16 protein-coding genes are annotated in these 22,754 nt (G+C 63.8%); 7 read left to right on the top strand and 9 right to left on the bottom strand.

Annotation, left to right across the window (positions count from 1 at the left end; genetic code table 11):
- Positions 1–106 precede the first annotated feature (106 nt).
- Both J5J09_RS21405 and J5J09_RS21400 read right to left on the bottom strand, forming a co-directional pair.
- Entirely contained in the window at positions 107–1,117 is a 1,011-nt protein-coding gene (locus J5J09_RS21405) for a FecR domain-containing protein (protein WP_208554252.1), read from the bottom strand.
- Positions 1,118–1,236: 119 nt separating this feature from the next.
- On the bottom strand, positions 1,237–1,863 hold the full coding sequence (locus J5J09_RS21400; RefSeq protein WP_348646502.1) for a sigma-70 family RNA polymerase sigma factor: 627 nt from the start codon (positions 1,861–1,863) through the stop codon (positions 1,237–1,239).
- Between the two features lie 292 nt (positions 1,864–2,155).
- On the opposite strand from J5J09_RS21400, the gene J5J09_RS21395 reads away from it, so the two are divergent.
- Entirely contained in the window at positions 2,156–7,459 is a 5,304-nt protein-coding gene (locus J5J09_RS21395; RefSeq protein WP_208554251.1) for a hypothetical protein, read from the top strand.
- Between the two features lie 51 nt (positions 7,460–7,510).
- Here J5J09_RS21395 and J5J09_RS21390 read toward each other — a convergent pair whose 3' ends face one another.
- From J5J09_RS21390 to J5J09_RS21360, 7 genes are all read right to left on the bottom strand, one after another.
- Positions 7,511–9,874 (bottom strand): transketolase, encoded by a 2,364-nt coding sequence (locus tag J5J09_RS21390; protein ID WP_208554250.1) that lies wholly within the window; start codon positions 9,872–9,874, stop codon positions 7,511–7,513.
- A gap of 22 nt (positions 9,875–9,896) precedes the next feature.
- A complete protein-coding gene (ugpC, locus tag J5J09_RS21385; RefSeq protein WP_208554249.1) occupies positions 9,897–10,964 on the bottom strand; it encodes a sn-glycerol-3-phosphate ABC transporter ATP-binding protein UgpC in 1,068 nt (355 codons plus the stop codon).
- A 14-nt stretch (positions 10,965–10,978) separates the two neighbouring features.
- Complete coding sequence (locus tag J5J09_RS21380) at positions 10,979–11,812, bottom strand: carbohydrate ABC transporter permease (protein WP_208554248.1); 834 nt, start codon at positions 11,810–11,812, stop codon at positions 10,979–10,981.
- A 4-nt stretch (positions 11,813–11,816) separates the two neighbouring features.
- Positions 11,817–12,740 carry a sugar ABC transporter permease gene (locus J5J09_RS21375; RefSeq protein WP_208554247.1) on the bottom strand — a complete coding sequence of 308 codons (924 nt, stop codon included), beginning with the start codon at positions 12,738–12,740 and terminating at the stop codon, positions 11,817–11,819.
- A 72-nt stretch (positions 12,741–12,812) separates the two neighbouring features.
- The gene (locus tag J5J09_RS21370) at positions 12,813–14,072 is read right to left on the bottom strand and encodes a sugar ABC transporter substrate-binding protein (protein ID WP_208554246.1); all 1,260 of its coding nucleotides are present in this window, start codon (positions 14,070–14,072) and stop codon (positions 12,813–12,815) included.
- Between the two features lie 42 nt (positions 14,073–14,114).
- On the bottom strand, positions 14,115–15,287 hold the full coding sequence (locus J5J09_RS21365) for a PLP-dependent transferase (RefSeq protein ID WP_208554245.1): 1,173 nt from the start codon (positions 15,285–15,287) through the stop codon (positions 14,115–14,117).
- On the bottom strand, positions 15,284–16,006 hold the full coding sequence (locus tag J5J09_RS21360) for an FCD domain-containing protein (protein WP_208554244.1): 723 nt from the start codon (positions 16,004–16,006) through the stop codon (positions 15,284–15,286). The genes J5J09_RS21365 and J5J09_RS21360 overlap by 4 nt, the downstream gene beginning before the upstream one ends.
- Before the next feature lie 595 nt (positions 16,007–16,601).
- On the opposite strand from J5J09_RS21360, the gene J5J09_RS21355 reads away from it, so the two are divergent.
- Genes J5J09_RS21355 through J5J09_RS21330 form a run of 6 tightly spaced genes read left to right on the top strand, consistent with a single transcriptional unit; the run spans position 16,602 to position 22,654 of the window.
- Positions 16,602–17,678 (top strand): HD domain-containing phosphohydrolase, encoded by a 1,077-nt coding sequence (locus J5J09_RS21355; protein ID WP_208554243.1) that lies wholly within the window; start codon positions 16,602–16,604, stop codon positions 17,676–17,678.
- A 38-nt stretch (positions 17,679–17,716) separates the two neighbouring features.
- Complete coding sequence (locus J5J09_RS21350; RefSeq protein ID WP_208554242.1) at positions 17,717–18,052, top strand: hypothetical protein; 336 nt, start codon at positions 17,717–17,719, stop codon at positions 18,050–18,052.
- Complete coding sequence (locus J5J09_RS21345; protein WP_208554241.1) at positions 18,049–18,417, top strand: response regulator; 369 nt, start codon at positions 18,049–18,051, stop codon at positions 18,415–18,417. Before J5J09_RS21350 ends, J5J09_RS21345 begins: the two co-directional genes overlap by 4 nt.
- The gene (locus J5J09_RS21340) at positions 18,414–20,432 is read left to right on the top strand and encodes a chemotaxis protein CheA (RefSeq protein WP_208554240.1); all 2,019 of its coding nucleotides are present in this window, start codon (positions 18,414–18,416) and stop codon (positions 20,430–20,432) included. Before J5J09_RS21345 ends, J5J09_RS21340 begins: the two co-directional genes overlap by 4 nt.
- Positions 20,429–20,947: a chemotaxis protein CheW gene (locus J5J09_RS21335; RefSeq protein WP_208554239.1), complete on the top strand. Its 519-nt coding sequence runs from the start codon at positions 20,429–20,431 to the stop codon at positions 20,945–20,947. The genes J5J09_RS21340 and J5J09_RS21335 overlap by 4 nt, the downstream gene beginning before the upstream one ends.
- 18 nt (positions 20,948–20,965) lie before the next feature.
- Positions 20,966–22,654, top strand: coding sequence for a methyl-accepting chemotaxis protein (locus J5J09_RS21330; protein ID WP_208554238.1), 1,689 nt, complete (start codon positions 20,966–20,968; stop codon positions 22,652–22,654).
- The last annotated feature ends 100 nt before the right edge of the window (positions 22,655–22,754 follow it).

Here is a 22,754-nt window from a genome sequence, read left to right as displayed (position 1 = left end):
GGGAACCCCCTTTGCACACTCGACACCACATGCGGATGCCGCTCGGGCAGCCGCTTTCAACAGTTGACGAATGGCGGAGACGGATCTCACAAAAAAAGTTGATGATTTAGCGAAGGATTATAATTCCGCCTGGAAGCCGGGTGAACGTGGCGCCGGCGGCGGTCGCCAGGGAGCGGATCGTGCCCTCCGGATCGGAGAGGCGGTAGTTGCCGCTGACGAGGGTTTGCCCGACTGTATCGTCGGCGACGATCACCGGGGCGGGGTAGTAGCGGCGGAGATCGTCGAGCACGGCGGAAAGCGGCCGGCCGTCGAAGACGATGCGGCCTTCAAGCCAGGCCAGCGAGGCCGAAGTATCGACCGAATTGACGGGTGACAGCGATGTTGCCGTCGCCTTCACGGATTCGCCCGGATCGAGGAGGGCCGTCTCGGTTCGCCCGGGCAGGCGGGCGACCTCAACCTTGCCATGGTCGAGCACAACCAGATCCTCGTCGTCGCCGGTGCGGACGGAGAAGCCGGTGCCCATGACCGTCACTTCTGAATAATGACCGGCAACGGTGAAGGGGCGGGTGGTATCGGGGACGACGTCGAAAAACGCTTCCCCCTGCAGCAGGGTGACGGCGCGGCGACCATTTCCGAAATCGAGCGCAACCGCCGAGTCCGTGTTGAGCGTCATGCGGGAGCCGTCGGGCAGTGTAATTTCGCGGGTGGCGCCGGTCTCGGTGCGGTAATCGGCCTCCCAGTCGAGGGCGAGGCGAGGGTATTGCTGGAGAGCCACCGCGAGAAGGAGGGTGGCGGCGATCGCGCTCATCCAGCGCGTCACCGGATGCTTTCGCGGCGTGGGAGACAGAGCGTGAGCCATGGGAACCGGAGGGGCAGAATCCGCAAGCCGGCGGGTCGCCAGGTCGAGCTCTGGAAGCGTCCAAGTGCGCTTTAGGCCAGCGAAGGCCGCGGCATGGCGCGGATCCTCGCGACACCAGGCGTCGAAACCGGCACGGATCGTCGCGTCGGCCGGATGGGCGTCGAGCTTCAACAGCCAGTCAAGAGCCGAATCCGTCACCGGATCGGGATGAACATAGCCGGTCGTCGGGTCGAGGCGCTGAGCCTTGTCGTTTTCCACTTACATAACCCAGGGACAGATCTGTGACGCGCTTGCCATGTCATGATGACGATCCCGGCCGGCGGATCTCACAAAAGTGGCTTCGCTATGCTGCATGGTCCCCTCCTCCGGCCTTCGTTTCACGACCGATCGATCTTCGCGAGAGCGTCGTGGCAATGTCCTATCGCCATCTTCAGGTCGTTGTAGACCGTGTTCGGCGAGACGCCGAGATGGTCGGCAATCTTCGGATACGGCCATTTTTCGATGCGGCTCAGCACCCAGACCCTCCGGGCGCGTGCCGGCAAGCGCGAAAGCGCCTCGTAGAGCAGAGCGAGCCGCTGGCGGTGGATCAGGCTGTCCTCGGGCGATGGCAGGTCGGCGGCGACATTGGCGACCTCGTCCGGCGACCAGTCGGGGCGGATGACATTGCCAGCGAGCACCTGTCTGCGGTGGTGGTCGATCGCCAGGTTGCGGGCGGTCTGGTGGAGGAAGGCCTCGATGTGTTCGATCGGTCCGGCCTCGATCGCCTTGCGGGCCCTCAAGTAGGTTTCCTGCGCCAGATCCTCGGCCGCCTGCCGGTCGCGGACGATCCGCATGACGCTAAAGATCAGCGACATGCGCAGCGAGAGGAAGGTGTCGTTGAGGGCGCCGTGCATGGTCAGCCCGTCCTCGAAGCGCGGGTCAAGCGGACGGGCTGGCGCCGGCAGGACGGCGTCCGTCGCTCGTTCATCCATCCGCGTGTCGGCCCGCTCATCGGCAATCCGCATCTTTCCGTTCCGGCTGATCGTCGACCGATTAAAATATGGTCTGGGATTGTCAAGTTTTATGTTATGCCGCCGAGATCGGGCATTCGTTCAGGTTCGGACAAGCCTGCTGCATCAAAACCATCAGCGAACATGCCGGTATGCCGATTTTCGGCGCCTGCCGCATTGGTGATTTGGGTTCGGAAGAGCTCTTCGCCACCACGCAGGCAACCGGATTATGGGGTGGCATTTCTCGTCTGCGGGGGCAGGACGCCAGGTTTTTAAAGCGATGGCATAACCTCAAAGGGCTTCGTTCATGACTTCGACAATACCTTCGATGACCACCGTCCAGATCCGCGCGCTGTCGACCGCGCAGATCGCAGCCTGGACGACGGAAGACGTTGCGGCGCTTTCGACAACGCAGATCAAGGTTCTGTCCTCGGCCCAGATCGGTGCGCTGGAAACGGAAGACCTGGCGGTCTTCTCGACGACCCAGTTGCGCGCCATCGCACCGACGTCGATCACCGGATTGACACTCGACCAGATCGCGATCCTGACGACCAATGAGATCGAAAGCCTCGTCTCAACGCAGGTCGCCGCGCTCAATACCCGCCAGGTCGCCGCGCTCGATACGGCGCAGGTCGAGGCGCTGACCTCGGCCCAGATTGCGGCGATGAGCTCGGTGCAGATCGCGACGCTGACGGCCGATGAACTGGCGACCTTCTCGACCGCGGATATTGCCGCGATGAGCACCGGCTCGGTGGCGCGTCTTGCGACCGACCGCATCGCCGTGTTGACGACGGCGCAGATCGCAGCGCTGACGACCGCGCAGATCGCCGCGATGAAGACCGCGCAGATCGCCGCCTTGTCGACGGCGCAGGTGGCCGCGCTCTCAACGGCGCAGACCGCAGCGCTGAACTCGACCCAGGTGCGGGCGCTGACCTCTTCTTCCGTAGAGACGCTGTCGACGGCGCAGGTGGCGGCCCTCAGCACGCTCGCCATCCCCGGCCTGACATCGGCGCAGATTGACTTGCTATCGACGGAGCAGATCGCGGCGTTCTCCTCGACGCAGTCCGGAGCCCTGACATCGCAACAGCTCGCCGCGCTCACTTCGCAGGATATCGCTGTCTTCTCGACGTCCGATATCGCCGCGATCAAATCGTGGGCAATTGTCGGCCTGACGGCGGACAGTATCGGCGCGCTGACCAGCGCGCAGCTTGCCGCCCTGCAGACAGGCCAGATCGCCGCCTTGCGGACGACCCAGCTTCCGGCACTCTCGACCGGTCAGATCTCCCAGCTGACCACGTCGCAGATCGCTGCACTGAACGCAGCGCAGGTCAAGAGCCTGTCGGCCGATACGCTGGCCGCATTCACGACCGACCAGATTGCGGCGCTCAACGCCAAGTCCATTCCCGGCCTGACCTCGGCGCAGTTGACCGGCCTTTCGACCGCGCAAGTGGCGGCGCTGACGTCCTCGCAGGTCGCCTCGCTGTCATCGGCGCAGATCGCTGCCCTGTCGGCCGAGGATATCGCGACCTTCTCGACTGACGACATGGCAGCCCTGAGCGCGTCCGCCGTAATCGGTCTTTCTTCCGACAAGCTGGCGGAACTGACCTCGGAGCAGATCGGGGCGATGAAGACGGCGCAGATCGCCGCCCTCAGATCGACCCAGATCGCCGCGCTCTCCACCGACCAGCTGGCGGCGCTGACGACGGCCCAGGTCGCGGCGCTGACCTCGGTACAGATCCCGGCGCTGTCGACCGCAAGCGTCGCCGCGCTCACCGCCGAGCAGATCGGCGTGCTCAGCAAGCTGGCGGTCAAGGGGCTGACGTCGGCCCAGGTCGCGGTTCTCAGCACGGCGCAGGTCGAAGCGCTCAGCGCATCGCAGATCGGAAACATGACCGCCTCGCAGCTCGGCGCGCTCGGCGCCGACGATATCGAGCTGTTCACCACCGCCGAGATCGCGGCAATGACCACGGCGGCGATCGGCGGGCTGTCGACGGCGGCCATTGCCGCGCTCAGCTACGACCAGATCGCGGCGCTGAAGACGGCGCACATCGCGGCGCTGAAGACCAACCAGATCCCGGCGCTGACGACCGAGCAGATGTCGGCGTTGAGCGCGGCGCAGATCGGAGCCTTCACTTCGGCGCAGCTCAGGTTGATCTCATCGGACAACATCGCGGCGCTCGCGACCGAACAGATCGCGGCCTTGAGCTCGAAGGCGATCGCCGGTCTCTCGGCCACGCAGATCGCGGCACTGACCACCGATCAGGTCGAGGCGCTCAAGGCATCGCAGATCGCCGGCATGAATTCCGCCCAGATTGCCGCGCTGAGCTCAGAGGATCTCGCGACCTTCTCCACCGACGAGATTGCCGCGATCAGCACCGCTGGCCTTGCCGGGCTCTCGACCGACACGATAGCGGCCCTGAGCGATGAACATGCCGCGGCCCTGAAAGCCGTGCAACTGGCGGCACTGAAGACCTATCAGGTCAACGCGCTCACCAGCCAGCAGGTGATGGCACTGACGACCGCGCAGATCGCCGCACTCACCTCGGCACAGCTCGGCGCGCTTTCGAGCGACGCGCTGGCTGCACTCACCACCGACCAGATCGCCGCGATCAGCACGCGGGCCGTCGGCGGTCTCAGCGCCACCCAGATCGCGGCGTTTACGGCCGATCAGGCCGAAGCGCTGACGCCGGCGCTTGTCGGTGCCATGACGTCGGCACAGATCGCCGCCCTCTCCTCGGCCGATCTCGCGACCTTCTCGACAGCCGACATCGCGGCCATCAGTACAGCCGCGTTGGCCGGGCTTTCGACCGACAAACTCGCCTCGCTCAGCCTGGAGCAGATCGAGGCGATGAAGACGCTGCAGATCGCGGCGCTGAAGACCAACCAGGTTGCGGCACTCACCAGCGAGCAGATCGCGGCTCTCAGCACGACGCAGATCGCGGCGCTGCATTCGCTCGCGATTTCCGGCCTGCCGACTGACAAGATCGCGGCGCTTTCGACCGAGCAGGTCGCGGCTCTTGCCGCCAAGACCGTCGCCGGCATGAGCTCGGCGCAGATCGACGCGCTCTCCGATGCGCAGGTCGAAGCCCTGACGTCGGCCCAGATCGCCGGACTGACGGCAACGCAGATCGCCGGTTTCAGCAGCTCGGATCTCGCGAGCTTCACGCCGGAAGAGATTGCGGTGATCGGCACCGCGGCAATCACAGGGCTGTCGACCGACAAGATCGCGGCGCTTTCGACGGATCAGCTTGCCGCGTTGAAGGCCACGCAGATCGCGGCGCTTCGCACAGACCACATCAGCGCCCTGACCACGCTGCAGCTTGCCGCTTTCGACACGGCCCAGATCGCAGCGCTCTCCTCGCTTCAGATAGGGGCGCTGTCGGAAAGCGATCTCGCCTCTTTCACGACCGAGCAGATCGCAGCGCTGAGCACACGCGCGGTTACCGGCCTGAGCTCCAGTCAGGTCGATGCACTGAGCGCGGCGCAAATCGAGGCGCTGACCGCAAGCCAGATCGCGGCCCTCAACTCCTCGCAGATCGCCGCCCTCAGCACGTCTGATCTGGCGACATTCACCACCGAGGAGATTGCCGCGATCAGCGCAGCGGGGATTTCCGGACTTTCAGCGGCCAATATCGCTCAGCTCGACACGGAACTGCTCGCCGGTCTTTCAAATTCGCAAATCGCCGCCTTCAGCACCGACCAGATCGTGGCGCTGACGACGCAGCAGCTTGCGGCGCTGAGCACGAGCCAGATCGCAGCGCTCACTTCGACACAGCTTGCGGTCCTGTCGAACAGCGCGATCGCTTCGCTGTCGACCGAGCAGATCGCAGCCATGACAAGCCTTGCGGTGACGGGGCTCAGCTCCAGCCAGATCAACGCGTTGACCACGGCTCAGGTCGAGGCGCTGACGCCGGCGCTTGTGGCGTCGATGACCTCGACCCAGGTTGGCGCGCTGTCATCCGAGGATATAGCGACCTTCTCCACCGCAGACATTGCCGCGATCACCACCTCGGCTCTCTCCGGTCTTGCCGGCGACCGGCTGGCGGCGCTGACGACCGAGCAACTGGCGGCGCTGACGACGGCACAGATCGCGGCGCTGACCTCGGCGCAGATCGATGCGCTGAGCTCCGCCCAGATCGCCAGCCTCAGCACGCTGCAGATCGCGGCCCTGAGCTCGGCTGGCGTTGCCGGTCTGTCGATTTCGGATATCAGCTCCTTCTCGACCGACCAGATCGCGGCACTCAGCACCAAGGCGATCCCGGGCCTGACCTCGGCGCAGATCGACGCCTTGTCGGCGACGCAGGTCGAGGCGCTCTCGGTGGCGCAGATCGGCGCACTCACCTCGACGCAGGTTGCGGGCCTCGGCACGGCTGATCTTACCGGGCTGACGACGGCGCAGATCGCAGCGCTGAGTTCGGCCGGCGTGGCGGGCTTGTCTTCGGATGCGATCGCGGCCCTTTCGACAGATCAGGTCGCCGCCCTAAGCACCCGGGCGATCGCGGCACTGACGACCGGGCAGATCGATGCGCTGTCGGTCGCCCAGGCCGAAGCGCTGACCTCGGCGCAGATCGCAAGCCTGACCTCGGCGCAGATCGATGCCATGAGCACGGCCGATCTTGCGGCGTTCACCACCGCGGAACTGGCGGTGATCAGCACGGCGGCCATAGCGGGGCTGTCGGCGACCAAGATGGCGGCGTTGACGACTTTGCAGCTTGCGGCGCTGACGACGACGCAGGTGGGTGCGCTGACCTCCGCTCAGCTGAGCGCCCTTGCCACGAGCCAAGTCGCGAGCCTGTCGACCGCGCAGATCGCAGCGCTCGGCTCGAACGCGATCTCCGGCCTGCCGACCAGCGGCATCGCGGCACTGACGACCGAACAGGTTGCGGCACTCAGCACGAAGTCGGTGGCGAGCCTGACGACGGTCCAGGTCGATGCTCTGTCTTCGGCGCAGCTCGACGCGCTGACCTCGACGCAGATCGGGGCGCTGACATCGCTGCAGATGACGGCGTTGACGACGGCTGACTTCGCCGTGTTCACGACCGACGACATCAAGGCGATCAGTGCCGCGGCGATCCAGGGGCTTTCGACGAGCAATATCGCCGGGTTGAGCTCGGACCAGATCGCGGTGCTCAGCACGGCGCAGATGGCGGCGCTCAGCTATCGCCAGATCAATTCCTTCGGAACGGCGCAGGTGGCGGGCTTTACCTCAGAGCAATTGGGAGCGCTCAACGCCATCCAGCTGGCGGCGCTCGGGACCGCAAGTCTTGCCGCCCTGACGACGGCGCAGATCATGGCACTGAACCCTGCCTCGCTGATCGGCCTGACCAGTGCGCAGGTGGCGGCGCTGACGCCGGAGCAGGTCGAAGCGCTGACGCCGCAGCAGGTGGCGGGCCTGAGTTCGCTGCAGATCGATGCGCTGGCGACCGAAGATCTCGCAACCTTCTCGCTGGAGGACATCGCGGCGATCAGCACGGCGGCGCTCGCGGGGCTTTCGACCAGCGATATCACCAGCCTGTCCAGCAGCCAGATCCAGGCGATCACCACAACACAGCTGCAGGCGATGAAGCCGGAGCAGGTGGCTGCGGTGATCTCTTCCTACCAGAACTTCTGAGAGGCCAATCAACCAGATCGAAAAGAGTGAAGGGGACCGGAGACGGTCCCCTTATCCGTAGGCGCGCCGGCCGGGGGTGAGGGCGGAGACCGTGCGGAGGATGGCGTCGGTGTCGATGCCAAAATGCCGGTAGAGATCGGCGACTGTGCCGGTCTGGCCGAAATGCTCGACGCCAAGCGGGATCGTCCGGTGGCCATGGACGGCGCCGAGCCAGCCGAGCGTGGCGGGATGCCCGTCCGTGACTGTCACGAGCGTGCAGTGGGACGGCAGTCCGGCGAGCAGGGTTTCGACATGGCCGCTGGCATTGAAGACGCCACGCCGGCGGGCACGCTGGGCCGCGGTCCAGCCGGCGTTCAGGCGGTCGGCCGAGGTGATGGCGAGCACGCCGATGTCGCGGCGGTCCTCGCCCAGAAGTCCGGCGGCGCGGATGACCTCGGGGGCGACGCAGCCCTGGTAGGCGAGCACGACGGTGGCGTTGGGGCCGGGTTTCCGTAGCCAGTAGGCGCCGTCGATGACGCCCTGCCGGAACGCTGAATCCTCGCGGCGTACGGGCTGTTCGAGCGGACGGGTAGAGAGGCGCAGATAGACCGAGCCACCGGTTTCGTCACGAAGCCAGGTCCGTTCGTCAGGGTCACCTTCGCCGTCGCGCTGCATGTAGTCGAAGGCCCAGTCCATGATAACGGAGAGCTCATCGAGGAAGGCGGGCTCGAAGCTCGCGAGACCGTCCTGGCTCATGCCGATCAGCGGCGTGCCGATCGACTGGTGTGCGCCGCCTTCGGGCGCGAGCGTGACGCCGGAGGGCGTGCCGACGATCATGAAGCGGGCATCCTGGTAGCAGGCGTAGTTCAGCGCATCGAGGCCGCGCGATACGAAGGGATCGTAGACGGTACCGATCGGCAGGATGCGTTCGCCGAAGAGCGAATGCGAGAGCCCGGCGGCGCCGAGCAAGAGGAAGAGGTTCATCTCGGCGATGCCGAGTTCGATGTGCTGGCCTTCCGGCGAGAAGGCCCATTTCTGGGTGGAAGGGACGCGTTCCTTGCGGAAGGTATCTTCCTCGTGGTCCGAGGCAAAGAGGCCGCGGCGGTTGACCCAGGGGCCGAGGTTGGTCGAGACGGTCACGTCGGGGGCAGTCGTTACAATGTGGTCCGCCAGACTGCCCCCTCGCCGTGCGACTTCATCGAGGATCTTGCCGAAACCGGCCTGAGTCGAAAGTTCCCGGTCGTCGAGCAGGACTGGACCGTCCGAGACGATCTTTTCGGCACCAAAGCGACGCCGTCCATTTTTGAAGAACGGGACCGACCTCAGAAACTCTTCCATTCCGTCGGTATCGCGGATCGCCGAGAAGCGCTCCCATTCGGTACCTTCCGCGACACCCATCGCGGCCTGGAATTCGGCCATCTGGGCCTTGGTCATCAGGCCGGCATGGTTGTCCTTGTGGCCGGCGAGCGGCGTTCCCCAGCCCTTGATGGTATAGGCGAGGAAGACGGTGGGGCGATCGTGGTCGATCGCGTCGAAGGCGCCGGTCAGCGAGGCCAGGCAATGTCCGCCGAGATTGGCCATCAGCTCTGCGAGTTCGGCATCGGAGCGGCGCTCGATCAATGCCGTCACCTCGCCCTGGTCGCCGATCTCGTCGAGGAGGCGCTTGCGCCAGGCGGCGCCGCCCTGGAAGGTCAGCGCCGAATAGAGCTGGTTGGGGCAATTGTCGATCCAGCGGCGCAGGGCCTCGCCGCCGGGCTCGGCGAAGGCGGCCTGCTGGAGGGCGCCGTATTTCAGGACGCGCACATCCCAGCCGAAGGCGGTGAAGATCGCTTCGATGCGCTGCCACAGGCCCTCGCGGACCACGCCGTCGAGGCTCTGGCGGTTGTAGTCGATGATCCACCATGTGTTGCGGATATCGTGCTTCCAGCCTTCCTGCAGGCATTCGTAGACATTGCCTTCGTCGAGCTCCGCATCGCCGACCAGCGCGATCATGCGGCCGGCCGGCCGGTCCTTAGCCCAGGGCTTCGATCGGATGTAATCCTGCATGATGGAGGCGAAGGCGGTGATCGCGACGCCGAGGCCGACGGAGCCGGTGGAGAAATCGACGTCGTCGACATCCTTGGTGCGGCTGGGGTAGGACTGGGCACCGCCGAAACCGCGGAAATTCTCAAGCTTCTCGCGGGTCTGGTTGCCCATGATATACTGGATGGCGTGGAAGACCGGTGAGGCATGCGGCTTGACCGCCACCCGGTCCTCGGGGCGCAGCGCGTGGAAATAGAGCGCCGTCATGATCGAGACCATGGAGGCGGAGGAGGCCTGGTGGCCGCCCACCTTGACCTCGCCCTTTTCGCGCAGGTGGTTGGCGTTGTGGATCATCCAGGACGCCAGCCAATGGGCCTGGCGTTCGAGGTCCTTCAGGCGCGTCATGTCCGTCATGCCATGTCCTCCCGATCAGGGTTCAGTCGACCCGTTTTCCCGCTCCGTCAAAAATATGCAGGTGTTTTTTCGGGAAGTCGACGCGTACTTTCGAACCAGACTTCAGAACCTCGCGATCGAGGGTAAACACCTTGAACGGCAGGTCATGCACCGACAGATGCATAATGATGCCAAAGCCCGTCGGTTCGATCAGGTCGACGCCGGCCTCGATCGCTCCTGTTGTCGAGATCATGACGTGCTCGGGACGGATGCCGAGGGTGACGGGCGTGCCGCTGGCGAGGCCGGCGCGCGGCTCGACATCCGCCGTGGTGCCATCCGCGAAGACCACGGCCGTCGCGCCATTCTCGGCAACGTAACGTCCCTCGAGGAAATTCATGCCAGGCGAGCCGATAAAGCCGGCGACGAAGAGGTTGGCCGGCCGGTCGTAGAGGTCGAGCGGCGAGCCGACCTGCTGGACGACGCCGCCGTGCATGGCGACGATCCGGTCGGCGAGCGTCATCGCCTCGATCTGGTCGTGGGTGACGTAGATGGATGTGGCGCCGAGCTCGCCGTGCAGCTTCTTGATCTCGGCGCGCATCTGTTCGCGCAGGCGGGCGTCGAGGTTGGAGAGCGGTTCGTCGAACAGGAAGGCCTTCGGCTGGCGGACGATGGCGCGGCCCATGGCGACGCGCTGGCGCTGGCCGCCGGAGAGCGCCTTCGGGCGACGCGCGAGCAGCGGATCGAGGCCGAGCTTGGAGGCGGCGGCCGCGACGACGGTGGTGATCTTCTCCTTCGCGGTCTTCCTGAGGCGCAGGCTGTAGCTCATGTTGTCGGCGACCGACATGTGCGGATAAAGCGCGTAGGACTGGAACACCATGGCGATGTCGCGATCCTTCGGGGCGAGATCGTTGACGCGGCGGCCCTCGATGCGGATCTCGCCTGACGTCACGTCTTCGAGGCCCGCGATCATGCGCAGCAGCGTGGACTTGCCGCAGCCGGAGGGGCCGACGAGGACGATGAATTCGCCGTCCTTGATGGTGAGGTCGACGCCGTGCAGGACCGGGAAGGTGCCGTAGCTCTTGCGGATGGCGGAAATGTCGATGGAAGCCATGAAATTTAGACCTTTCAGCCTTTGACCGCGCCGGCCGTGAGGCCCTGCACGAGGTAGCGCTGGATGAGGAGGAAGAAGAGGCAGGCCGGGATGAGCGCGAGAACGCCGGCAGCCATCATCTGCCCGAAGTCGACGGAGAACTTGGAGACGAACGACAAGAGCCCGACCGGGAAGGTAGCGGCGTCATTGCCTGATATCAGCATCAGGGCGAAGAGCAGTTCCGACCAGGCGGCGGTGAAGACGAAGCCGAGGGTGGCGGCGATGCCGGGCAGCGTCAGCGGCAGGATGATCTGGCGGAAGGCGACGAATTGCGTGGCGCCGTCGATCATCGCGGCTTCCTCCAGGTCCTTCGGGATGCCGTCGAAGAAGGACTGCATCAGGAAGGTGGCGAAGGGCACGTTGAAGGCCGAATAGACGATGACGAGGCCGGTGAGGCTGTTGGTAAGCCCGAGCGGCGACAGCATCTTGAAGATCGGCGCGACCAGCATGACAAGCGGGAACATCTGGGTGAGCAGCATAAGCGCCACGATCCAGTACTTGGCGCGGAAGGAGAAGCGCGACAGCGCATAGCCGGAGAGCGAAGCGAGGATGGTGACGACGACGGCCGTCGATCCGGCCACGATCAGGCTGTTCTTGAAGAAGGTCGGAAAGGCGCTGTGGGCGATGACGAAGGCGAAGTGGTCGAATGTCATCTCCGACGGCCACATCCTGACCCCCTCGCTGTAGAGCAGGCGGTTCGGGGTGACGGAGACCTTGAGCAGCCAGTAGAGCGGGAAAAGCGCGACGGCGATATAGGCGAGGATCGCGAGGCGATGGGCGCCGGTCAGGAGGATCTTTGACGGTCTCATGGTCTCAATCCTTGTTCAGCAGCGACTGGCGCAGGAGCACGATCAGCATGGAATAGGCGAGCAGCAGCACCAAAAGCACGAGCGCGATGGCCGAGGCATAGCCGAAATCCAGCCGCTTGAAGGCCTGGGTGAAGATGTAGGAGGCGACGATCTGGGTCCGGTCGGCCGGGCCGCCATTGGTCATGACGATGATCAGATCGGCGAAGTTCGAGATCCAGACGGTGCGCAGCAACACGGTGATGGCGATGGTTGGCGCGAGAAACGGCAGGGTGATCGACATGAAACGCTGCACAGGACCGGCGCCGTCGATGGAGGCCGCTTCGTAGAGGTCGCGCGGGATCGCCTGGAGAGCGGCGAGGAGCGTGATGGCGAAGAAGGGAATGCCCCACCAGACATTGGCGACGATCGGCCCCCACATGGCCAGGTTGGGATCGGCGAGAATGTTGTTCGGCGCGTCGAGAATGCCCAAGGCGAAGAGCCAGTGCGGCAGAGGGCCGATGACCGGGTTGAACAGCCAGGCCCAGTTGAGGCCGGCGAGGAAGCTCGGGACGGCCCATGGGAGGAAGACCAGCGCCTGGGCGAGGCCGCGGCCGTAGAATGGCTTGTCGAGGAGAAGGGCGAGGATCAGGCCGAAGACGAATTGCAGCGCGACGGACGCGCCGGTCCACCACAGCGTGTTGCGGAGCGCCCGGTAGAAATCCTGGTCCTGGCTCAGCGTTCGGAAATGGTCGAGGCCGATGAAGCCGCCGGAGAAGGGGTTGAGCAACTGGATATCGCGGAAGGCATAGGAAATGCCGAGCACCAGCGGCACCAGCATGACGGCGACGATCAGGATCAGCGCCGGCGCGCTGTAGAGATAGGGTTCCGAGGCATCGGCGAGCCGCTTCAGAAGCGGTCGTCGGTGATCGGCGCGGGCGGTCGAGGTCATCGGTCGGCTTTCCGTTCGGGCAATCGATTTCAGGTGCGGGCGGAGCGGCTGGCTCCGCCCGCACGGGAGAGATTACTGCTTGGCGAGGTGCTTCTTCTGGGCCTCGGTCAGGTAGGCGGCCCACTGGTCGGCCAGTTCCTGCGGGGTGATGTCACCGAGCAGTGCCTGCTGCGAGGTCTTGATGACCAGCGAGTCCTTGAAGAAGGCGAACTCTTCCAGATGGGTCGGCATGACCGTCGGAACCGCATCCTTGTCGGCCAGTTCCTCGAACCAGCCCTTGAACTGCGGGCTCGAATAGAACGGATCGCTTTCAGCCGACTTCAGCGCCGGAAGCGCGCCGGTGCGCTTGTTCCATTCGACGTTGCCTTCCTTGCCTTCCAGTGTCGAGATCAGCTTCCAGGCGAGATCCTTGTTCTCGCTGGCGGACATCATCGACCAGCCGGCATAGCCGATGGTCGGGAAGGTCTTGCCATCCGGGCCCTTCGGCATGGTCATGACGCCGTAGTCGTCCTCGCCCATGTGCTGTGCAATGGCGATGAGGGCGTCCGGGTCCTGGTCGAGGAAGGCGCAGGTGCCGCTATAGAAACCCGCGACGATCTCGTTGAAGCCCCAGTTGACCGAATCCTTCGGCGCATAGCCGTTCTTGTAAAGGTCGATCAGCCAGGTGAGGCCCTTGACCCAGCCTTCGGAGTTGAAGGTGGAGGTTCCGTCCTCGGTGAAGAAGGCATTGTCGCCGGCCATGGAGGCGCCGAACATGACCCAGCCGTTGAGGCCGCCCGGCCCGCCGCGCAGGCAGTAGCCGTACTTTCCGGGAAGAGCGGAAACCTTCTTCGAGGCTTCGGCGAACTCGTCCATGGTCTTCGGCGGCTCGGAGACGCCGGCCTCGGCGAGCAGCTTCTTGTTGTAGAACATGGCGCGCAGGTAGAAGCCGTAGGGCAGCATGTAGGCGGTGTCGTTGACATCGCGGCCGAGTTCGAGAGCGCGGTCAGACAGGTCGGCCGTCTGGTCCCAGTCCTTCAGGTAGGGCTCGAGGCTTTCGACCAGGCCGTTATTGGCGTACAGCGAGAGCCAGGTATCGGGCATTTCCATCACGTCCGGAATTTCGCCGGCCGAGACCATGGTGGCGAACTTCTGGAAAGCTTCGCCCCACGGCAGAGAGATAATCTCGACCTTGGTGCCAGGATTGGCCGCCTCGAAGGTCGAGACGATAGACTTCAGCGTCTCTGTGCGCTCGGGGCTGGTGATAACTTCAACGAGCTTCAGCGTGGTATCGGCAAGAGCCGTTCCCGCCATCAGGGCGCTCATCAGGGCAGCTGTCAAAAGGGTTTTCATTTTAGCAGTTCCTCCACTGTTTTGGTTGGTTCGACAGGAGCTTCAGGGTTGGGTGGCGGCGGCGATCGCCGTCTCCAGGTCACTCCACAGCGCCTCGGTTCCCTCGAGGCCGACATGGAGACGAACGGACCGCGGATTCATGCCGAAGGCATGCGCGGAATTGGGTTGGGCCTTCTGTTGCAGCACGACTTCGCCCGGGACGATCAGGCTTTCGTGTCCGCCCCAGCTGACGCCGAGCTTGAAGAGATCGAGCGTGTCGGCGAAGACGCGGATGTCGACGCCTTCGCGGAAGACGAATGAGAAGAGGCCGGACGTGCCGGTGAGGCCCGGCGGCAATTGATTGGCGAGGCCCGGATGGTTGACCTGTTCGACGACGGCGAGCGCCTTCAGACGCCTTGCGATGTCGAGGCCGGAGGCTTCATGGGCCTTCATGCGTATCGGCAACGTGCGCAGGCCGCGGATCAGCAGCCAGGCATCGAAGGGCGACATCTTCCCGCCGAGGTAAGGCAAAGCCTCGCCACGGATGCGGTCGATCAGGGTCTTCGAGCCGGTGACGACGCCGGCGACGACGTCGCTGTGGCCGCCGAGATATTTGGACGCCGAGTGCAGGACGAGGTCGACACCCAGCGAGAGCGGCTTCTGGAAGATCGGGCTCGCCCAGCTGTTGTCGATGACCGAGACGGCGCCATGGCGACGGGCTTTGGCAGCCAGCGCCTTCACGTCATGGGTTTCCATGATCCAGCTGGTCGGGCTTTCCATGTAGAAGAGCTTGGCGCCGGGCATGGCCTTTTCGACGGCGTCCTCGTCAGTGCCGTCGACATAGGTGACCTCAACCTTCATGCGCTTCAACAGCGTGCCGAAGAGGCGGAAGGCGTCGGGGTAGAGGTGCTTCACCGCGACGATGCGGTCGCCGGGCTCGACGAAGGTCAGAACGGTGGAGGAGATCGACGCCATGCCGCTGCCGAAGGCGAGCGCGTCTTCGCCGCCTTCGAGCTTCGCCAGCATTTCCTCGAAATGGCGCACAGTGGGGTTCAGGCCGCGGGAATAGACGGGGCGGTTGATCTCGCCGCGATAGGTGGCGACCATTTCATCATAGGTCTCGAAGGTGAAGAGAGACGTCTGGACGATCGGCGGCACCACGGCCTCGAAGGCATTGGTTTCGTCGTGGGCGACGATAAGGGAGGCGTGGTCGAACGGATCGGCGCCGTTGATCATTTGGACATTTCCTTGATGTCTTCCTCGACGACGTCGAGGATCTTCAGTGTCTCGCGACGCGCCGCCTCGGTGTCCTGGGCTGCGATCGCGTTGAATAGCGTGCGATGATAGGGGAAGGACCGGCGGGCGAAGTCAGGACGGTCGAAGGGCTTTTCCCAGAAACGCTCGAAGGCCTCGCGCATCTGTTCCAGAAGCTGGCGAAACAGCGGATTATGCGTCGCATCGTAGATGGCGAGGTGGAAGGCCAGGTCTTCCGGACCGGAGCTGCCTTTCTCAAGGTGCACCCGTTCCATCTCGTCCAGCTTTCGTTCGATGTTGGCGAGGTCGGCGGCGGTGCGCTTGCGGGCGGCGACCATGCCCGCCTCGCATTCTATGCCGCGCCGGACTTCCAGCGTTTGCAGCAGCGCGTCGCGGACGCTGGCCGTATCGACCGATAGCGGCATGTGGATGGTGGCCGAGGTGATCGGCTTCAGAAGATAGGTGCCACTGCCCTTGCGGGTTTCCATGACGCCGAGCGCCTGGAAATGGCGGATCACCTCTCGGATGGTCGAGCGGCCGACACCCAGCGCCGCCATCAGCTCGCGCTCGGCCGGCAGCCTGTCGCCGGCGGCGAGCCTCGCGCTATCGATATAGGCAGCCAGCGTCTCTGTGACCTGACGGGCCCGATCCATCGGCGGTAGCGGCGCGATCGCCGGCCTGTCGTTCCGCATCCCTGACACGTCGCCTCTCCAAATTGGTCTGACATCATAGCATTTCCAAAATTCGGCGGACCGTCAACACTCTTTTCAGGTGTCCACACGCCGGCGGGACGTATCAGCGGTAAGGATTGTCAAGGGGTGCGCTCCAGAGGAATGCGCATTGCAGCCGAAGCGTGCCGGCGGCGTTAAGGGCGTTTTTCCAAGGGTCGTGGACCCCATCTGCATGGGCTGAGCACGTCAATTTTATTTGTCGGGGAACAGATGTCGCCGGCACAACATGTCGATCTACTTGAATAGCCGACCGAAATTATTTTCAGGCCGGCCGATACAACTTGCGTACTATTTTAGAAAAATGAGACGTATGCGTATTTTTCGGCGCGAGGTGCGGTTGCCACGCCAATATCGGCCTCTCAATTCTCGTCGATGATAATTTCACCAATCTACAACTTATACTGGACAATATTTCGTGTGCAAAAAGTTCGCCCACTGCGACCATACATCCGGCATTCTAATCTTGGTTGAATTGATTCGGGGGCAGTAGAGTCAATCGACCCTTTTTGAGACTTTTCCATCGGAATGGATTTTAGATTTGGGCTCCGGGGCAGGCGAAAAATCAATGAAGGTCGCGGTCGTCGATGACAGTATTTCTGTCCTCGCACAAATCGAAAGCATCTTTAAAGATAGTAAGAATCTAATATTAGAATCTTTCAGATCTCCGATCCAGGCACGGAACGTCTGCGGCGAGGTTACTTTCGACGCGGTCCTGGTGGATTTCATGATGCCCGAGCTCGATGGCATCGAACTGATCCGGTCGCTACGCAACCTGGACAGCTATCGCAACGTGCCGATCGTGATGCTGACGTCGGCACTGGACCGGGACGTGAAGATCCGGGCGATCGAGGCCGGCGCTACCGACTTCCTGCTAAAGCCTTTCGATCCGACGGAGCTCACAGCGCGGCTGCGCAACTTGCTGCAACTGCGTGACGCGCAACTGCGGCTCGAGGAACGCGCCTCTGAGCTGGAGGTGAACTTCCAAGCGGCGGCGCGGGATGTCGTCGCCCGCGAGGAGGAAATCATCTGGCGGCTGGCGCTGGCGGTCGAATATCGGGATGGCCAGACGGGAAGCCACATCTCGCGTGTCGCGGAGATTTCCCGTCTTATCGCGCTCGAACTCGGTTTCGACGCGCAGCGGGCCCACATGCTCTATCTCGCCGCGCCGCTGCATGACATCGGCAAGATCGGGATCGCCGACAATATCCTGTCGAAGCCCGGCGCGCTCACCCCGGAAGAGATTTCCGAGATGCGCCGCCACGTAGAGATCGGGGTGAAAATCCTCGAAAACGGTACCTCCGATCTAGTGAAGGTCGCCTGCCTGGTGACAGCCGGCCACCACGAGAAGTGGGACGGCACCGGCTATCCGCATGGGGTCGCGGGCGAGGCCATTCCGATCGAAGCGCGCATCGTCGCCGTTGCCGACGTGTTCGAGGCGCTCTGTTCGGAGCGTCCGTACAAACGGGCCTGGCCGCTGGACGAGGCGCGCGCCGAGATCATTGCCGGTCGCGGCAAGCAGTTCGACCCGGCCTGCGTCGACGCTTTCGAGCGTCGCTGGTCCGAGATCGTGAAAATCATGGGAAATCCGTCGGCGAGCGACGCGGATGAAGCCCAACGCCGGGAGATCGGCTTGGCGGTTTGAACAGGGCCCGGGTGGGCCGAATGCGAGGGGACACTATCATGCGAAAGAAAGCCGACCAGGGCGCGGGTGCTGCGGTGAAGCTGCCGGCGGTGCCGTCGATACGCTGCATCGACGAGATTCACGGGCTGATCGCAGGCGCGATCGCCGGCAGTCCGGACGCGGTGATCGAACTGGACGCGGCGGCCGACCCGGATCTGTGCGTCATCCAGTTGCTCGAGGCCGCGCGTCTTGACGCCGAGAGACAGGGGCGTTTGCTGCGCCTTGCCCAACCCGCCAATGAAAACACACGAAGGACGCTCGACCGCGCCGGGCTTTCGGCCGGCGGCGGCGGTGCCTTCAACCGGTTTTGGTACCATCAGGAGAATAACCAGTGAGCGCCCACATCCTTACAGTCGACGATTCCGCATCCGTTCGCATGACGACGAAGATAGCGCTATCAAATGCCGGCTACCGGGTCACGGAAGCTGTCGATGGCCTCGACGGCCTGAACAAGGCGAAGGCCGACAGCTACGATCTCATCGTCACCGACCTGAACATGCCCAACATGAACGGGCTGCAGATGATCGAGGCGCTGCGCCAGTCGCCGGCCCATATGGGCGTGCCGATCATCTTTTTGACCACTGAATCCGACGCGGACATGAAGAGCCGCGCCAAGGCAGCCGGCGCGACCGGCTGGATCACCAAGCCTTTCGATCCGGAAAGCCTGGTGAAAATCGCGCGGAAGGTTCTCGGTAAATGACCTCACTCGACCCCATCGACGTCTTCCGGACGGAAGCGGCGGAACTCTTCGAGCAGATCGAGGCGGGCCTGCTCGATCTTCTCCACAATCTCTCAGACCAGGACCAGATCGACGCTGTGTTTCGCGGCCTTCATACGCTGAAGGGTTCGGGCGCGATGTTCGGCTTCGAGGCGCTGGCCGCCTTCACCCACCATTGCGAAACGGCGTTCGACCGGGTGCGCAAGGGTGAGGTCCAGGCGACGGGTGAACTGATCGCCGTCGTTCTCGAGGCGCAGGACCACATGAAGGCGCTGGTTGACCGACCGAACGGCGACCATGACGCAAAGAGCAGCGAACTGCTGGCAAAACTGCATGCCGCGGTTTCGGCCGATGGTAGCGCTAGCACGGCAGTCTCTGCTGTCGCGTCGCCGGCAAAAGCGGCACCCGAACAGCCAGCTGGTCGGAGGACCGTCACGCTCAAGATGCGCCTGCCGGCCAATTCGATGGCGAACGGTACCAACCCGCTCGGGCTGCTCGACGAATTGCGCGAGCTTGGGGAGTGCGAGATCGTTGCCGATCGCTCCAAGCTGCCGGCGCTTGCCGACATGACGCCGTCCGAGCTCTATCTCGGCTGGACGGTGACGCTCACCACTGACCGGCCACGTTCTGACATCGAGGACGTGTTCATCTTCGTCATCGACGAGATGGAGCTGGAGATCAGCGAGGCTGTCGCCACGGCAGTCACCGCGCCGGTCGCTGCGGTCGAAGCGATGCCGACACGCCCGGAACCCGACGTCAAACCGGAAACCCGGAAAGCTGCGGCTGAAACCCCTGCGACCGGAGACGGCAAGCAGGCGAAGCATGTCGAAAACGTCCGTGTTCCAGCCGAAAGGTTGGACGAGCTGATGGATCGCGTGGGCGAACTGGTGATCGCGCAGTCACGTCTGTCGCAGCTTGCCAATGCGACCACCGACATCCAGCTGCGCGACGTGTCGGAAGACATGGAGCGTCTGTCGGGCGAATTGCGCGATACGATGATGGTGCTGAGAATGGTGCCGATCGGCAGCATCTTCGGTCGTTTCCGCCGGCTGGTGCACGACCTGTCGCGCGAGACGGGCAAATCGATCGAGCTGATCACCGAAGGCGAGACCACCGAGGTCGACAAGACCGTGGTGGAACGGCTCGCCGATCCGCTGGTGCATCTGGTCCGCAACTCGATCGATCACGGACTCGAAACGCCGGACGAACGCGTGGCGGCCGGCAAGGATCCGGTCGGCAAGGTTATCCTCGCGGCCACCCAGACCGGCGGGGAGGTGGTGATCACCATCCGCGACGACGGGCGCGGGATCAACCGCGAGCGGGTCAGGGCCAAGGCGGAAGCGTCCGGCCTCGTGCAGCCTGGTGCCCAACTGACTGACCAGGAACTGCTGCAGATGATCTTCCAGCCGGGCTTTTCGACGGCGCAGCAGATCACCAACCTTTCCGGCCGCGGCGTCGGGATGGACGTGGTGAAGAAGACGGTCGAGGCGCTGCGCGGCGGCATCGACATCAAGAGTGAAACGGGCGTGGGCGCCGAGGTGGCGCTCAGGATCCCGTTGACGCTCGCGATCATCGACGGCCTGCTGGTACGTGTCGGCAGCGGCCGTTACGTGATCCCGCTCTCGGCGGTGGAGGAATGCCTGGAGCTGTCGCTCGAGGACGACCTGCGCTCGCGCGGCCGAAGCTTCATCTCGCTGCGCGACAGCCTCGTGCCGTTCCTGAGGCTCCGTGAGCTCTTCCGCACCGGCACGCAGCCTGATCCGCACCAGAAGGTGGTGGTGATCTCGACCGGATCGGAGCGTGTCGGCCTCGTCGTCGACCAGATCATCGGCGACCACCAGACGGTCATCAAGTCCATGTCCAAACTGCATAACGACGTCGTCACATTCTCGGGCGCGACGATCCTCGGCGACGGCAGCGTCGCCCTGATCCTCGATGTCACGCACCTGGTCGCCGTCGGGCAGCAACAGGAGGCGCAATTGCGGGCAGCATCATGAGCCAGGCGGCACGAAAACCCGATTATGAAAATATCTGGGACGGCGAAGAGGAACTCTCGGTCCTGACCTTCAACCTCAACGGCGAGACCTTCGCCATCGAGGCGACGGTGGTGCAGGAAATCCTCGACCTGCTGCCGGAAACGCATGTGCCGGGCAGCAAGCCGTTCGTGGCGAGCGTCATCAACTTCCGCGGCAAGATCATCCCGCTTGCAGACATCCGCCTCGCCTTCGGCATGGACGCGACGGAGATCACCATCGACAGCCGCATCATCGTCATCGAGCTCGAGCTCAATGGCGAACCGACGCTGTTCGGCATCCGGACCGACAAGGTCAACGAGGTGACGATGCTCACCAAGCATGCCAGCGAACCGCCGCCGAGTGTCGGCATGCGCTGGCGGGCCGATTACATCAACTGCCTCGTCAAGCGCGGCGGCGAATTCATCATTGTCCCGAACCTTCAGGCGATTTTCTCGTCGCAGCAGGATCGTTCGGGTTCGACAGTCACCCCTCTCTAGGGGACAGGAGAGACGAAAATGCGGTTCACCATCAAACTTAAGCTGTTTCTAACCTTCGGCTTCATGCTGGCCGTGCTGGTCGGTACGGCGGGTTACGGGATCACCAGTCTCGGCACGCTGAACGACACGCTGGAAAATGTCCTTCAAGGACCGGCAGAGCGGCTGAAGCTGGCGCAGGAACTGAATATCCTGCAGCTCCAGCAGATCCGCCAGCAGAAGAACATGCTGGCTTCGACCAGCATGACCGAAACCAATCGCTATATCTCGAACAGCGACCAGGCCCGCACGGAGTTCGATGCGACCTTCCAGGTTATCCTCGGCAAGGCAACCGAACAGGGCAAGATTCTCTGGAACAAGCTCGATGGTCTGACGGCCGAGTTCCGGCGTTCGGACAATCAGATTCGCTCACTGGCGCTTGCCGGCGACATGGCAGGGGCAACACGGATATCGACGACCGATGCCCGCACGGTCACCACGGAAATCGACCAGCTGCTCGACGAGGTGGTCAAGCTTGAGGCATCGCGGCTCAAGGAGGCCGACGAGGCTTCGGATGCGCAGTACCTCAATACCCGGGCGATCATGATCACCGCTTCGGCAATCGCGGTTGTCGTTGCCGCAGCGGCCGCGATCTGGATCGTGCTGTCGATCAACCGGGGCCTCAGCCGCGCCGTCGGCGTCGTCCAGAACGTCGCGGATGGAGACCTGACCAAGTTCGCCGAGATCACCACGAAGGACGAGATCGGCGAACTGCTGGGTAACGTCAATACCATGATCGAGCGCCTTCGCGGCGTCGTCGCCGATGCGCTTGCGGCTGCCGACAACGTCTCGTCGGGCAGCCAGGAGCTGTCGTCGAGCTCGGAAACGCTGTCGCAGGGTGCCACCGAGCAGGCCTCCTCTGCCGAAGAGGCTTCCGCCTCGATGGAAGAGATGGCTGCTAACATCAAGCAGAACGCCGACAATGCCGCACAGACGGAAAAGATCGCCCGCCAGTCGTCGACCGATGCGCAGGCGAGCGGCGAGGCCGTGGGCCGTGCCGTCGGTGCGATGCGGACGATCGCCGAGAAGATCTCGATCGTGCAGGAAATCGCCCGCCAGACCGATCTGCTCGCCCTGAACGCGGCTGTCGAAGCGGCGCGTGCCGGCGAACACGGCAAGGGCTTTGCGGTCGTTGCTTCCGAAGTGCGCAAGCTCGCCGAGCGCAGCCAGGCGGCAGCAGCGGAAATCTCGGCTCTGTCCGGTGAAACGGTGACGGTCGCGACGGAAGCTGGCGAGATGCTGAACCGTCTGGTTCCCGATATCCGCAAGACGGCAGAACTTGTCTCGGAAATCTCGGCGGCCTGCCGCGAGCAGGATATTGGCGCCTCGCAGATCAACGAGGCGATCCAGCAGCTCGACAAGGTGACGCAGCAAAACGCCAGTGCCTCGGAAGAGATGTCGGCGACCTCGGAAGAGCTGGCGGCGCAGGCGGAAGAACTTCAGGCCTCCATCGCCTTCTTCCGCGTCGACAGCTCCGCGCGCGCCGAACCGAACCATGCCGAAAAGCTGAGGGCCACCGCCGCGAAGATGGCACAACCCGCCAAGAAGCCGGCATCGACCGCAACCCGCAAGCCCGCTCCGGCCAAGGGCGCCAAGGGCAAGGGCTTTGCACTCGATATGTCGATGGGCGGACCTGATAGCGACGACGCGGACTTCCGCGAAAGCGCGTGATGAAAACCGTACGGGGCCGCTCGTGAGGGTGTCGCTGTCGTAAGCCAATCCAGATGAGCGGAGCAACGGCTTCGCTCATCGCAAATACGCCAGGCGCCGG

The sequence above is a fragment of the Ciceribacter sp. L1K22 genome (assembly GCF_017599385.1).
Taxonomy (GTDB): Bacteria; Pseudomonadota; Alphaproteobacteria; order Rhizobiales; family Rhizobiaceae; genus Allorhizobium.
Note: the sequence above shows the minus strand (reverse complement) of the source record. Positions and strands in the feature narration are given on the sequence as shown.

Excerpts from the sequence above, each read along its gene's own strand:
- J5J09_RS21400 (WP_348646502.1), bottom strand. The coding sequence starts at position 1,863 with ATGCGGATTGCCGATGAGCGGGCCGACACGCGGATGGATGAACGAGCG.
- J5J09_RS21395 (WP_208554251.1), top strand. The coding sequence starts at position 2,156 with ATGACTTCGACAATACCTTCGATGACCACCGTCCAGATCCGCGCGCTG.
- J5J09_RS21390 (WP_208554250.1), bottom strand. The coding sequence starts at position 9,874 with ATGACGGACATGACGCGCCTGAAGGACCTCGAACGCCAGGCCCATTGG.
- ugpC (WP_208554249.1), bottom strand. The coding sequence starts at position 10,964 with ATGGCTTCCATCGACATTTCCGCCATCCGCAAGAGCTACGGCACCTTC.
- J5J09_RS21380 (WP_208554248.1), bottom strand. The coding sequence starts at position 11,812 with ATGAGACCGTCAAAGATCCTCCTGACCGGCGCCCATCGCCTCGCGATC.
- J5J09_RS21375 (WP_208554247.1), bottom strand. The coding sequence starts at position 12,740 with ATGACCTCGACCGCCCGCGCCGATCACCGACGACCGCTTCTGAAGCGG.
- J5J09_RS21370 (WP_208554246.1), bottom strand. The coding sequence starts at position 14,072 with ATGAAAACCCTTTTGACAGCTGCCCTGATGAGCGCCCTGATGGCGGGA.
- J5J09_RS21365 (WP_208554245.1), bottom strand. The coding sequence starts at position 15,287 with ATGATCAACGGCGCCGATCCGTTCGACCACGCCTCCCTTATCGTCGCC.
- J5J09_RS21355 (WP_208554243.1), top strand. The coding sequence starts at position 16,602 with ATGAAGGTCGCGGTCGTCGATGACAGTATTTCTGTCCTCGCACAAATC.
- J5J09_RS21350 (WP_208554242.1), top strand. The coding sequence starts at position 17,717 with ATGCGAAAGAAAGCCGACCAGGGCGCGGGTGCTGCGGTGAAGCTGCCG.
- J5J09_RS21340 (WP_208554240.1), top strand. The coding sequence starts at position 18,414 with ATGACCTCACTCGACCCCATCGACGTCTTCCGGACGGAAGCGGCGGAA.
- J5J09_RS21335 (WP_208554239.1), top strand. The coding sequence starts at position 20,429 with ATGAGCCAGGCGGCACGAAAACCCGATTATGAAAATATCTGGGACGGC.
- J5J09_RS21330 (WP_208554238.1), top strand. The coding sequence starts at position 20,966 with ATGCGGTTCACCATCAAACTTAAGCTGTTTCTAACCTTCGGCTTCATG.